This is a genomic window from Pseudonocardia sp. ICBG601, assembly GCF_020496245.1.
Window position 1 is genome coordinate 21,532 of sequence record NZ_JAHLJA010000181.1, and the last position, 12,912, is coordinate 34,443.

12 protein-coding genes and 2 pseudogenes are annotated in these 12,912 nt (G+C 67.3%); 8 read left to right on the forward strand and 6 right to left on the reverse strand.

All coding sequences use genetic code 11. The features are described from left to right. Positions 1 to 65: 65 nt before the first annotated feature. Entirely contained in the window at positions 66 to 1,769 is a 1,704-nt protein-coding gene (locus tag KPL57_RS58200) for a DUF4158 domain-containing protein (RefSeq protein ID WP_226358628.1), read from the reverse strand. A 107-nt stretch (positions 1,770 to 1,876) separates the two neighbouring features. Next, positions 1,877 to 2,045, reverse strand: a pseudogene (locus KPL57_RS73260) (transposase family protein); the annotation flags it as partial. A gap of 171 nt (positions 2,046 to 2,216) precedes the next feature. Between KPL57_RS73260 and KPL57_RS58210 the strand changes: the two are divergent. From KPL57_RS58210 to KPL57_RS58225, 4 genes are all read left to right on the forward strand, one after another. Then, on the forward strand, positions 2,217 to 2,414 hold the full coding sequence (locus KPL57_RS58210) for a hypothetical protein (RefSeq protein WP_226358629.1): 198 nt from the start codon (positions 2,217 to 2,219) through the stop codon (positions 2,412 to 2,414). 261 nt (positions 2,415 to 2,675) lie between these two features. Further along, entirely contained in the window at positions 2,676 to 3,419 is a 744-nt protein-coding gene (locus KPL57_RS58215; RefSeq protein ID WP_226358630.1) for a hypothetical protein, read from the forward strand. Next, positions 3,416 to 4,066 (forward strand): cytochrome c oxidase subunit 3, encoded by a 651-nt coding sequence (locus KPL57_RS58220; RefSeq protein ID WP_226358631.1) that lies wholly within the window; start codon positions 3,416 to 3,418, stop codon positions 4,064 to 4,066. Before KPL57_RS58215 ends, KPL57_RS58220 begins: the two co-directional genes overlap by 4 nt. Before the next feature lie 5 nt (positions 4,067 to 4,071). Further along, positions 4,072 to 4,377, forward strand: a complete 306-nt coding sequence (locus tag KPL57_RS58225) for a cytochrome C oxidase subunit IV family protein (RefSeq protein ID WP_226358632.1) — start codon at positions 4,072 to 4,074, stop codon at positions 4,375 to 4,377. A 1,106-nt stretch (positions 4,378 to 5,483) separates the two neighbouring features. Here the strand turns inward: KPL57_RS58225 and KPL57_RS58230 are convergent. Further along, complete coding sequence (locus KPL57_RS58230; protein ID WP_226358633.1) at positions 5,484 to 6,254, reverse strand: ParA family protein; 771 nt, start codon at positions 6,252 to 6,254, stop codon at positions 5,484 to 5,486. Positions 6,255 to 6,348: 94 nt separating this feature from the next. Between KPL57_RS58230 and KPL57_RS58235 the strand changes: the two genes are divergently transcribed. Continuing rightward, positions 6,349 to 6,678 (forward strand): antibiotic biosynthesis monooxygenase, encoded by a 330-nt coding sequence (locus tag KPL57_RS58235; RefSeq protein ID WP_226358634.1) that lies wholly within the window; start codon positions 6,349 to 6,351, stop codon positions 6,676 to 6,678. 33 nt (positions 6,679 to 6,711) lie between these two features. Here KPL57_RS58235 and KPL57_RS71145 read toward each other — a convergent pair whose 3' ends face one another. The 3 genes and pseudogenes from KPL57_RS71145 to KPL57_RS58250 form a co-directional block, all read right to left on the reverse strand. Further along, complete coding sequence (locus KPL57_RS71145; RefSeq protein ID WP_308253175.1) at positions 6,712 to 7,788, reverse strand: C40 family peptidase; 1,077 nt, start codon at positions 7,786 to 7,788, stop codon at positions 6,712 to 6,714. Positions 7,789 to 8,122: 334 nt separating this feature from the next. Beyond that, positions 8,123 to 8,377: pseudogene (locus KPL57_RS58245) on the reverse strand (transglycosylase family protein); the annotation flags it as partial. A 1,419-nt stretch (positions 8,378 to 9,796) separates the two neighbouring features. Continuing rightward, complete coding sequence (locus KPL57_RS58250) at positions 9,797 to 10,699, reverse strand: glycoside hydrolase family 16 protein (protein WP_226358635.1); 903 nt, start codon at positions 10,697 to 10,699, stop codon at positions 9,797 to 9,799. 606 nt (positions 10,700 to 11,305) lie between these two features. Here KPL57_RS58250 and KPL57_RS58255 point away from each other — a divergent pair. From KPL57_RS58255 to KPL57_RS58265, 3 genes are read left to right on the forward strand one after another with little or no spacing between them, the layout of a single operon-like run. Continuing rightward, positions 11,306 to 11,899: a hypothetical protein gene (locus KPL57_RS58255; protein WP_226358636.1), complete on the forward strand. Its 594-nt coding sequence runs from the start codon at positions 11,306 to 11,308 to the stop codon at positions 11,897 to 11,899. Then, entirely contained in the window at positions 11,896 to 12,531 is a 636-nt protein-coding gene (locus KPL57_RS58260) for a thioesterase family protein (protein WP_226358637.1), read from the forward strand. The genes KPL57_RS58255 and KPL57_RS58260 overlap by 4 nt, the downstream gene beginning before the upstream one ends. Further along, positions 12,528 to 12,836, forward strand: a complete 309-nt coding sequence (locus tag KPL57_RS58265; protein ID WP_226358638.1) for a hypothetical protein — start codon at positions 12,528 to 12,530, stop codon at positions 12,834 to 12,836. The genes KPL57_RS58260 and KPL57_RS58265 overlap by 4 nt, the downstream gene beginning before the upstream one ends. Positions 12,837 to 12,912 lie beyond the last annotated feature (76 nt).

Genomic DNA, 12,912 nt, shown 5'->3' on the forward strand with positions numbered 1-12,912 from the left:
CCGACCTTGCTTCAGAGCCTCAAGATCACCGGGAGGGTACGGCCCCTCCAGGTCATCCACAGGTCTCAAGCATTGCTCTTGCGCGGCTCCGGCGAGGCCTCCAGCGGGGCCAGCTTGACCGCGCCAGCCGCGCGGTCGCTAATCGACAACCAATCGCAGCCCGGCAGGGCGGTGTGCAGGGCCTCCAGCTCGGCGCGCATCTCGGCTTGCAGGTCGGCGATGAACTGGCTGGGGTCCAGCGGCTTGCGCAGCGCCTGGTAGTGCTCGACGCGATGGTCCTCGAAATCGGTCGGAAGGTCTTCGGCCGGGTTGCGCCAGGTGTCCGCGCCGACGACCCAGATTTCCTTGCACCGCAACTGCTCGCGTAGCGCCTGGAAGGTGCACACCTCGTAGACCATGCGCACGACCCGTTGCCGGCGGCGCTTGTCGTCCTTGTAAACCAGCGCCTCCCAGTCCTCGCTCAGGCCGCGATGGACCGGGATGTGCTCGCCGGCCGGGTAGTAGTGCAGGTTCCCGGCGCTGGCGTAGCGGGTGATCAGCTCCAGCGCGTCGAGCACCGGCCGGTGGGTGGTGTTGTTGCTGCGGAACTCCAGCACGTCCAGCAGCTTGATCAGCCCAGTCCGGTAGTGGTTGGTGTAGGAGCCCTTCAGCGTGGCCTTCACGGTGCGCTGGTAGGTCGGCCCGGAGGACTTGAACTCCGCGATCAGGTCGGCCAGCACGGCCTGCGGCGCGACCGGGAACACGGTGTCGCGCACGAGCTGGTCGCCGGCGTTCACGGTCGCCTCGGCGACCCGGAACAGCAAGTTCTCCTTGCCGGTGACCCGCTTGAACTCCTTGATCAGCTCCTTGGTCACCCGGACCTCGGCGCGGGCGTTGATCCGGTGCACGGTGGAGATCAGCAGCTCGACCAGCGTGTCGGTGATCTCCCGTTCCCGGCAGTGCAACAACGCCGCCAGCAGGGCCAGCGTCACCTCAGGCGCGTGTCCGCGCAGGTGGCTGGGCGCCTCGACCGCCGCCCGCGCCCGCCAGGCGGCGACCACCTTCGGGGCGATGTCGGCGAACACGCCGGCTGACAGGCCGACCGCCCGTACCGCTTCCAGCTTGGCGATCTCGGTCAACATCGTGTTCAGGCTGACGTTGCCCGGATCGGACCGGATCGAGGCCAGCACCGCCGGCCCGTCACCGTCCCCGCCGGGTTGGCCGTCGTCATCGGCACCGGCCGCGACCAAGGCGAACAGCCGAACGCGCACCGCCTCGGATAAGCGGATCGCCACCCGTGCGAACAGCAGCTCCTCGCCGCGGTGCAGCGCCGAGCGCACGATCCGGTCGACGCGGCCGCCGGTGGGCGGCTCGATACGTTCCTCCCGGCACCGGTCCAGCAGCTGGTCACGGACACGTTCAGCGCCGCGCTCGGTCTGGGTGACGGTGGTGACCAGCCACTCGGTGAGCTTGTCGGCGTCGGCGACGCTGCACTCCCGGAACCCCAGTGTCCGGCGAATCTGGCTGCGATGGAACTCGATCGTGCGGCCGGACCAGTCGTAGAACGCCAGCTCGGTCACCGGCACACCGACCTGCCGGGCCACGTAGTCCACAGCGGCGTCGGGGATCTCGCTCCGGCTGCGGGGAAACCGGCCGTGCTCGGTGTAAAAGCGCAGCAACACCGCGAACCCGAGCCGCGTCGCGCCACGCTTGCCGGCCACCATCGCCAGCTCGGCCTCGACCAGCGTCCACCGATCGATCAGTTCGTCCTGACCCAGCTCACGCGCCACGCACGGACGCTACTCCCACCCCCCGGACACCGCCGCGACCAGAGATTCAGGGTCAAGCCCCCAGCGCTCGTTTGCGGCTGATGACACGATCCTTACCGGCACCCCAACCCGGCGGCGAGGCGGGCGTAGGTGTCACCGTTACGCAGGTACGCGAGGACCAGCAACGGCCTGCTGGCCGGCGGTGATCCGCCACCACCGCCCCCCGCTGGCACGCCGCTGACGACCGATCATGCTGCGCAGCCGGGCAAGGGTGTTCGCAGCAGGGTAGGACAACACGCCGAGGCTCCCGGTCAGGATGATTGATCTTGGACGATCCCTGTCCTACCGGGAGCCTCACCCAGCTACACCACCACCCTCACCAAGCCCCTGACCAGCAAAATCACGATGAAAAAGGCTCCATGATCATGAAGGGAACCCGCGGCGCCTGTGAGCGGTGTACTTGTCCGGATGAGCTGCTGCGGACACACCTGGGTCGGACCCGACCGCGCCCACTGCTGCACCCGCACCAACGGCTGCGGACACGTCTTCGACAACGCCGTCCTGTGGGACACCCACCGCGTCGAACGCGACGGCGTCACCGTCTGTCTCGACCCCGCCACACTCAGCCTGACCACCACCAAAAACGGCATCTGGATCCAGCCGTAGGGCCCATCACGACAAGCGGCGACGGTGCGCGTTATCTGATATTTACAACGGCGTCGGATTCCCCTGCCCTGCGGGACAGCTGTTCTTCATCGCGGCGTGGAGTAGCAGGGGGAGGCGTGCCGTTGTCGTTGCGTGTGCAGCTGTGTTTCATCGTGATTTTACATGGGGTGTCTTCCTCCGGCGGTGAGACCAGATCATTCTGTGGTGGTGACTGACGTCGGCCCAAGGGGCCGCAGAGACTCGTATTCTGCGCGTACGAGCATGAGTCGTCAGGCGCACCTGCTCGCTGCGGTCGCCGCGCCGGTGTGCATCATCGTTTTCGGGATCGGTGGCGTGTTGCTCGGCGGCTGGTTGCCGCCTCGGATCGGTCCGGATGATAGCGCGGAAACTGTGGCTTCCTACTACGCACAGAACACTTTGCCGATTCGGGTCGGCGCGGTGTTCGCGATGATCTCGTTCGGTGTCATCCCGGTGTGGGGTGTGGCGATGGCCGCGCAAACCCGCCGTAAAGAAGGTGCGTTCCCTGTGCTGACGTATGTGCAGGTGACGTGCATGGCGGTGGGGACCGCGCAGATCGTGCTCAACACTGCCCTCTGGGCGACAGCGGCGTTTCGTGCGGGTGAGGTGTCGCCGGAGATCACGCAAATGCTCAACGATGCCGGGTTCATTATTTTTCTCGGCACGTGGATTCCGTTTACTGTGTGGGCGGTTGCGCTAGGCTTGAGTGTCCTGTTGGACAGAAGCGATCTTCCGGTGTATCCGCGGTGGAGCGGCTACCTGAGTATGGGGGTGGGTATCGGCTATCTGCCCTGCGCCACGGTGTGGTTTTTCAAGGATGGGCCGTTCGGGTGGCAGGGGATCGTGTGTATGGGAGTTCCGATCATCGTGTTCGGAATATGGCTGTTGACGTTCTCCGCGTTGACGGTGCGGAACGTCCGGGCCGGGTTTCTCCACGAACAAGATCTCGACGACACGCCTCGGATGAGCACCGGGACACCTCGATGACACGCGAGGGCCAGCCTGCTGCGGATATGTTCACCGATCCGATCGCCTCGACCTCGAGCGGTCCGGCTGCGCGGAACTGGACACCTGGTGGCCGCGGCAGAGTGCCGGGTGAGCTGGGCGTGTGGGTGCTGATCGGTGGCGAGCTGCTGATCTTCGGGCTCGTCTTCATCGTGTTCGGCTACGAACGCGCCCAGCAGATTGAGACTTTCCGGATCGCTCAGTCGACGATGCATCTGACCTACGGTGCGGTGGACACTCTGCTGTTGCTCACCAGCTCCGTGTTCGTCGCATGGGGCGTAATCGCACTCCGCGATCACCAGCCCCGGTGGAGCGCCCGACTGTTCGCCGCAGCCATAGCGTGCGGGTTGATGTTCGTTGTCAGCAAATATGCCGAGTGGTCAGACATGCTTACAGTCGGGCATGATCCTTTTGCGAACAGCTTCTTCATGTTCTACTTCGTCCTCACCACCATACACCTGACACACCTCATCGCCGGACTCGCAGTCCTGATCGGCATGTGTCGCATCGCCCGCACACCGAACCCCACAGCCCGCGCCCTGTGTCACATCGAGTCCGGAGCCTGTTTCTGGCACCTCGTCGACCTCATATGGATCATATTGTTCACACTACTGTATCTCGTGAGATAGGAATCATGACAGGTCACATCACGACGCGACCATACACGCGCACGCTTGTGGTCTGGGTCGGACTCATGGCCGTCACGATCCTCTCCTGGTACTGGGCCGACACTCACGATCTGTCAAGTCTTGTGAACAGCGGGATCATCCTGCTCGCCTTCATCAAGGTGTATCTCGTCGGCCACTACTTCATGGAACTCCGCAACGCACCACCGCTACTCCGCGTCACTTTCACGGCATGGTGCGTTGTTATCTGCGCTGCGCTAATCACGGAGGTATTCGGTGGCGACACCATGGCGATTCGAGAGGAGGCGAGATGACTCAGATCCGCCACACTGCGAGCATCTTCTCTGGCATGGAATTGCTCCTTCCGACGAAAATCATCGCCCCGAATCCTGGTCAGATTTGCGCCATACCTCTGAGGAAACGGGCTCGGCCCCTGCTGCGACTGGGGTGCGTCCTGTAATTCGATCGCGCCCTGGACCTGCACCACCGAATTACAGGACACACTCCAGTCGGCAAGGTGACCACTGATCCTGGATTGCTCCACAGCGTTTGCAGACCGAAGCATCATATCTTGCTTCGGCGTGGCTTGCTTCGGCGTGGCTTGGGTAAGTTGCGGTTGCGGTACTGTTCGACTCCACGCGTTAAATCGTAGCCATACGTGACGCCGCTCAGCGCATTTACGAGCTCTCTCTTGCTTGAGCGTGTATTTCTTTACAAAGACTTTGCAGGGGCTGTCTAGCCTTCTGCGGCATTTCGCACCTCGATGGGCAGAGGTTGACCGAGTGCGCGGCCCTCAGCATCAGAAAGTACGGTAGATAACACTTCAGAGGGCACGCCGGCCATCCGCGCCGCCTCTAGTGCTCGGATGAGGGTCGCGCGACGCGCGTCCAGTTTGCGCACTGCTGCGGCCCAGGACAATGCAGCATCGACGACAGTCTTCCGCTCAGCGCGCCCCTGATAGGCGGCCACCAGCGGTCGGGGCTCGTCTACCTGGGTCCCCTCTGTTGTGCCGCTAGAAGCCATCTCGGGCCGGTTCCCGGGGCATTCCCGGATAGCCTTTGAAGATGACGCGGACGCGGGCTCATGCGCGGACGCGGGCTCATGCGCGGACGCGGGCTCATGCGCGGACGCGGGCTCATGCGCGGACGCGGGCTCATGCGCGGACGCGGGCTCATGCGCGGACGCGGGCTCATGCGCGGACGCGGGCTCATGCGCGGACGCGGGCTCATGCGCGGACGCGGGCTCATGCGCGGACGCGGGCTCATGCGCGGACGCGGGCTCATGCGCGATAATCTTCGGGTGGCGGGGGGCGGGGGGGCGCCGCGGCTGGCGGGAGTTTTTTCTCTCGCGGAGTTTTGCTGTCGGTGACGGCGACTTACTAGCGGGTGTCTCGCTGGTGGTATGTGAATCTAGATTTTCGTCAGGAGGCGTTGTTGGCACGTTCAGCCACCTCTCTCGCTGTCGTGATATAGGCACGGATCATCGGGGTGTTTCGTTTCGACAGGGATCTTGCCGCACACAAGGCGGTGCGGGCTTTTCGCTGAGGCAACCAGTCGGCACGGGGGACCTCGGTGCTTACCTTAAGATTATAAGTTAAGGCGATCTGGTCGAGCCAGTCAAGGTGGGAATCCGCTGGACTCTTCGGAACCTGGGATGGGACAATGTACAGGGGATACCCTTGCAATTTCTCGCACCATCCGGCGAGCGCGTCGAGGTCCTTCTCCCCCAGCTCAGTGGGGCAGGGGACCACGTGAGCCGCAGCCATCGCGCCGTAAGTTGCGGCCCCTGATCCGGGGTGGGTGTCAATCACGACTGGTCGTTGCCACTCCCTAGCCCATCGCGTGAGATCGTCAGCAAATTTCTCCGGGCGCGGTTGATGAGCTTCCAAATCTGGACCGGCCGGGACCAGGTCCGGTTTGGTAGTGCCGCCGCGAATCAGGCGGGGTGCGCGACCGCTGTCAAGCGCGTCAAGCAGTGGAGATCTGGCACGGGTTTCGCGGCGCCATCCGAGAGCTCTGGACACGCAGCCGTCGTCCCAATCAGCATCGACGAGCACCGCATCAAGACAGTAGGCCAGCTCTGCGGCCAGAGTGCTTTTCCCGACACCGCCTTTCCCGGCCGCCACCGCGATGACGCGTCCGGCGAGCATCGGGCGCGACCAGATGCGAAGTTCTTCCACGGATGCGAGCAAGTCAGAGCCGATAGCCGGTAGGGGCGAGATCACATCAGATATCATCGCAGTTACTACGCGGGCCCGTGCACGGGCCCGCGTAGTATGTCGCTCTATGACTGTTGTGAAGATCAATGCGATCACGGTGCCTGATGGGCAGGGCCCGGAGTTGGAGGCGCGGTTCGCTGCCCGGTTCACGCAGGGCTGCATGGGTGGCGTGGCTGGGTTCCTCGGTTACGAGTTGCTGCGGCCGGTCGCTGGTGACACGCGGCACTTCGTCTACACCCGCTGGGAGTCCGACGACGCTTTCCAGGCGTGGCGTACCGAGGGCAGCGAGGCGGCGCACTGCGACTCGTCTCGTCCGCAGGTCGGGACTGGTGCTGACCTGCTGGAGTTCGAGACCGTCGACCTCGCCACCACCTCGACCGCGGCGGACGAGGCGTAACCAGCTCCCACGGGGCAGACCTCGGGCGGTCGTCTACGTGGCTGGGTTGTGGGTGGCGCGGACGGCGCCGATGAACTCGCGGGCGTAGTAGGTGTTGTTCCAGATGTCGGGTTCGGTTTTGACGACGTCGCCGGTCTGGGGGGCGTGGAGCATCTGGCCTGCGCCGAGGTAGAGGCCGACGTGGTGGATCCCGCCGGGGCGTCCGTTGTTGGAGAACAGGAGCATGTCTCCGGGTTGGACGTGGGCGGGGTCGGTGATGGGCGGTGGGAAGCGTTGCCAGATGGCTTGGGTCTGTCCGGGGACGTCGATCCCGATGCCGGCGAAGGCGTAGGTCATGAGCCCGGAGCAGTCGAACCCGCCGAGGGTGGGGCCGTGGGCGTCGCCTCCGGCCCAGACATAGGGCTGGCCCTGTTGGGTCAGGGCGCGGTCGATCACCTGGCGGATGTGCGGGTCCACCCCGCCGGGCAGCCCCGGGGAGCCCGGCGGGCTGTCCGGGGTGCCGGGGCTGGTGCAGGTGATGTTGTCCAGGGCGCCGACGAGTAGTGCGGCGGGGTGTTCCCAGCGGGCGTAGGCGTCGGGGAACGCGCTGATCTGCACCGCTTGGGCTGCGCGGGTCAGCGGCATGCTCTCCCAGCCGGGGACCTGAAGGAGGCGTTCGTAGAACAGCTGCGCCGAGGCCTTCGGGTCCATGCGGACGGTGACCGGTCCCCAGCCGGCGGCCCGCTGCTGGAACAACCCAACCGAGTCATGATCGGCCCCGACGGCCTCATGCGGGTGTGTCAACGATTCGGTGACGGTGGTGTTGGCGTAGTTGAGCAGTGTGGATTCCTGCATGGCGGTCGCGACCGCGATCACCTGCCCCCGCACTGGGACACCCATCTCGACACCGGTAGCGACGATGTGCGCGGCGTTGGACACCTGGGCGGGGCCGAAACCGTCGACCAGGTCGGCCGGGTCGACCCCAGCGGGGGCGCAGACCACCCCGGGGACGCCCAGCGAGGACGTGCGTCCGCCTGAGGTGATCGCGCCGCCGAGGGCGATCACGAACAGCACGATGACCACGCCCACCAGCGCGACCACACACGCGAGCCCACTCGTCGCGGTCTTCACCGCGGTCGCCTCCTCTTCGCTCTTCTCTCCGGGCCTCGGTATCGGAGCTGGTGGGGTGGTGACACTGGCCGCATCGACCCGCTACGGTTCGTGGTGCTCGGGCCGAGACCCGCCGAGGTTTGAGAGCCCTTCGGCCGGTCGGCCCGGGCGGGTTGTCTCCGGGCCTGCACACCACCGAACCTCCTCGTCTCGTGTGGGAACGGCGGCCTGGTGTAGGTGACGCACGGGTCCCCCTGTGTCAGTCCCTCCCACACCACAGGCCCGGAGCCAACGCCCACCCCCGCCTCCCTCTCACCGTGTCGCGGCCGGTCAGGCGGTGAGGTCAGTCGGTGAGGCCGAGCCGTTTGCTACACGCCGGCCACGCGCCCCACCCCTGGCCTTCCTGCACACGCTGCGCGACCGCGATCTGCTCGGCCCGAGACGCTTCGTGGGCGGCGCCGGTACCGCCGAAGGTCGCCCAGGTCGACGGCGTGAACTGCAGCCCACCGGCGAAACCGTCCCCGGTACGGGTCGCCCAGTCCCCACCGGACTCACACTCGGCCAGCGCATCCCACACCCGCTCCGGGACCGCGCCCGAGCTCTTCTCCACGACCGGAGCCGACGACTCCGCAGCAGCGGCGTCGGGTTCCTGAGCAGCGACGGACGACGCCTCGGCCGCGGGAGCGCCGTTGGTTCGGGAGACCGTCTCACCAGCACTACCAGCACTGTCGGTGCTGCTACTGGTGGTGCTGTCGAGATCGTCGAGGTTCAGCTCCGGGTCGGTGAGAGTCTCCAGCAACGCGACCGCGGTCGGGTCGGCCACCGCCGCACGGGCGGCCTGTTCGGTCAGCTTCTCCACACCGGCGGCCAGGCCCTCGCTCTGCTGGGCACCGCCCGGGGCTTCGCCCTGCGGCCCGCTGCTCTGACCAGCGCTGGTGTGCTCATCCGCAGTTCGCGTGACCGTGCCGGAGCCGCTGGCAGGCGGCGGCTTCGGCGCCGCGGTGTCCACAGGGCGCTCCGACGGGGCCACAGGCACAGACACCTCACCCACAGCGCTGCCGACCGCTGGGCTGCGGCCACTATCCGCAGCAGCGTCGAGGACCGCCCGGCCCGCCTCACCCCCCGCGCCGACCGGGCTGGCCGGCTCGGCTTCCAGGGCGTCGAGGAACTCGTCCAACAGCGCGACCGCAGCCCGCGCATCCTCCACCGAGCGACTCACCTGCTCACCGCCGCCACTACCTGCACCGGCAGAGCTGCCCCGGTCAGCGACGTCCACGCAGCAGTCCTTGCCGTGGTTCTCCTCTGGTCGGCTCGTGGGCGGGCCGGACGGCGACTCACCACCGCTGTCGGAAGCGACCGGGACGGGCGTCGCGGTGACGGCAGCAGGCCGCACCGGCACCGCCTTATCCGGCACCGGAGCAGCCGACGACGGCGGCGGCGGCGGTGTGACGGACGGCGCCGGTGATACGGCCGGAGCCGGAGTGGGAGCAGGAGCCGGAGCCGCGGGCGGCGGGGGGAGGTTCTGCGGCGGCGCGGGTCGCGGAACAGGAGCCGGCTGGGGTGGGGCGGCCCGTGGCGGTGCGGGTGCAGGCTGGGGCGGGGTCGGGCGGGGCGGTGGTTCAGACACAGGAGCCGGGGCCGCCGCGGGGGCCGCCGCGGGGGCGGGGCCGTTCACCACGTCGGTGACCGCACCACCCGCCGCGCCGACCGCGTCCACGGCCCTGTGACCCGCGTCGGTCAGACCGCCCAGGACACCCACCGCGCCCTCCCCCGACGGTCCCTCGGCCGCGGGCTCGGGCTCCGCCGCCGCAGCGGTGGCAAGCAAGACCGGCGTCACCGCAGTCCCACCGAGCATCGCCCCCGCCGCCAACACCGCAACCGCCGAACGACGCACCACCCCCGCTACCAACGACGACGAGACCGAGGACAAAGGAGAAGAACTAGAACGAGCAGACATCAACGAACTCCCTTCATGATCAACAAACAAAGCGGGCAGGACCCAACGACACCGAGGCCATCAGCGGGGCCATCACCGACCGTCGACGTTGTTCACCTCATCGGTAATCGACGTCGACGAATCCGCATCAGTGGAGCCCTCGCTGCCACCGGAGGTCGTGGACGAGCCCTCACCTGCGGCCAGGCCCCACTGCTTCACCCAATCCACCTGCATCCGCCCGGACTCGCCGTCGCCGCGCGGGAACCAGTCCAGCTGCAGGCACAGGTGCATCGGGCCGGGCGGCAAGATCGAGGTGTCTTCTGTCTTCCACCATTCGCGGCCGTCGACGAACGCGGTCACACCGGCCGAGGTCCACTCCACCGCGTAGTTGTGCCACTGGGTGGCGTCGATCTTGAGTTCGCCGTGGACCTGGGAGTTGTCCGCGCCGTAGTGCAGGAACAACTCGATCTTGTCGCGGGCCGGGTCCATGATCTCGGCGAAGTCGATCTCCCCGCCGACCGGGAAGTTCTCCTGGGTCGGCCACAACAGGGCGAGGGCGTTGTAGGACGGCGAACCGGTCGGGGCGCGCATCCGCACTTCCCAGCGTCCGTACTTCTGGGAGTGCGCGGTCCAGGCCAGGCCGGCGGTCGTGCCGTCCCCGGTCCCGTCGATGGTGAGGACACCGTCGGAGACGGTCGCCGCAGCAGGGGAGCGGACACCGTTCCCGGCATGCCCGGGACCGTCGTAGGCACTCCACCCAGGACCGAGAGCGGTGCCGGTGAAGTCGTCCACGACATCCGGGGCGCCCCACCCGAACACCTCACCAGCCGTGGCGCCCTGGCCCTGTGCGGACGGCAGAGCAGAGGAACCGGGCGGTGCCGTGGCCGCCGCCGGGGCCTGCGTGTCCTGTCCGGCCTGCCCCTGGTGACCAGCGGAACCGTTTCCATGATCATCCAAGCGGTTCCCGACCCCGGCGCTGTAGCAGGTGACGGGCACGAAACCGGGCTCATCAGCGTCGAGGGCGAGCAATGCCGCCCGCAACACACCCGCACTACTACCGCTCACGCTGCCGAGGTCGAGTTCAGCCAGGACATGAGTGGCGGTGATCCGCCACCCACACACGGCATCCGCCGTCTCCGCGGGGCCCTTGTCCGGAGTGGCCGAGCCAAGCAGCAGAGCCGCAGCAGCCGCGAGCGCAGAGACGCCGCCGACCAGACCCATCAGCGCGCACCCCGGCGACTACGCACACCGGCAGGCCCGACTCCGGGCGAGACCCGACGTTTCACCACCCGCTCCACCGCCTCCACCCATCGGCGCCCGTCCTGAACAACGCCGCGACTGTACCCTATCCACTGTTGTATATCCGTCCACTAGGGCGTGTGCTACACACCCGCCAACCCGGACCGGAGATAGAGTCCCGGGACCTACCGGTCCCGGACCTTCACGCCCGGGAACCGGGGGCCAGCAGGGACAACCCGGAACGACCGCGACACGAGGAGGAGCACCATGGCCCGTCGACGAGCACAGCCCCCCAACACCAGCAACACCGCAACGACCAGCGGAAGAACCCCTTCCGCCAGCGCGACGACAGACGGGGAGGCGATGCCGCCGCGGATCAAGCCCGGCTCGCCGGACCCGAACCGGTTCGGCACCATCAGCGAACGCCTCAACTACCTCGCCAGCGCCATCCGACGCCCCAACGGCACCGTCTTCCCCGCCACCGACATCGTCCGATGGATCCGCAGCCAAGGCGGCGGCGTCAGCGACGTCTACATCACCAAAATCCTCAACGGCACCCGCGGGAAGGAACCCTCACCCACCTACACCCGCTGGCTCGCCCGCTACTACAACGTCGCCGACGACTTCTTCTACACCGACCACCCCGAAGCCGTGGACGGGCCCTCACACACCCTGCACATCCTGGTCCGCGAACCCGCCGGCACCGACCTACTCCACAACTGGGCACTGCTGCCCGAACGCCAACGCGACATCGTCTCCGCCCTGATCACCAGCATGGTCCCCCCACACCACCGCCACGCCATCAGCACCACCGCCGACAACACCGCCGACAACGCCGACAACGCCGACGGCGCTGACGGCGCTGACGGCGCTGACGGCACGGTCAGCGGCGACGACCCCACCGAAGACAAGGACGACGATTCGTCCCCCTCGACGGCCAGGGCCCGCCAGCCATGACCACCGCACTCCGACCCACCAAGACCAGCCGCAGCACCGGCGCCGGCGCCGAGATGTCGATCTTCTACGTCGTCCCCGACGACCAGCTCGTCCCCGACCTGCACCCCACGCTCGACGCGTTCCGGGACGGGGAAGCGGTGTTCGCGACCGGCTACCTCATCGGCCTCCTCGAAGCGCCCTGCATGGACTTCCTCCGCCACCACCGCGCCGCCGACGGCCAGACACCGGTCGGCGCGAAAGTCGAGATCACCCACCGGGCGCCGTCGATCCCCGGGGACCGACTCCACGTCACCGCCCGCTGCACCCACGAGATCGGCACCCGGTTCGCCTTCGCCGTGACCGCACACGACCAGCACGGGGTCCTCGTCGCCTCCGGACACGTCGTCCAGCACCTCGTCAACGTCACCGCGTTCCGCGCGGCGCTCCACGAACGCGCAGCGGGAAAGGGAACGCCCATGAACCGTCTTCACGAGGCATCTACCAGCAGAAACAGCACTAACGGCGAGGGCGCCGACACCGGATCGGCGGCCTACACGGCGGACACGACCGGGGAGCTCGCCCACCGCCTCGGCCAGCACGGCTTCATCCACCGCGCGCGGGACACCCACGAGAACACAGGAGCAACGGCATGACCATCGCCATCAACGCCGTCAGCGAGAGTCGCCCGGCGGCGCTGCGCTGGGACGACACCCACGGCCTCTACCGATGCCCGACCTGCGACCAGCCACCACAGAACCTGCGGCTCGGCGCGACCGAAGCGTTCATCTGCAGCGACTGCGCCGCCTACTGGCCCGCCCACCTCGCCACCGGCAGCTGCGGCTTCTGGGACCGAGACGCCGCCGCCGGCGAACGCCACAGCCACGGATGCCTCGACCACCCAGCCACCGACACAGACGGGGCCCCACTCACGGCGGAGGCGACACGCGTAGCCGCGTAAACCCACGTCACACGCTTATCTCAAATCCTCGGCGAGACCGGGCAGGTCGACGACCTCGAACTCCAGCAACTCCGAC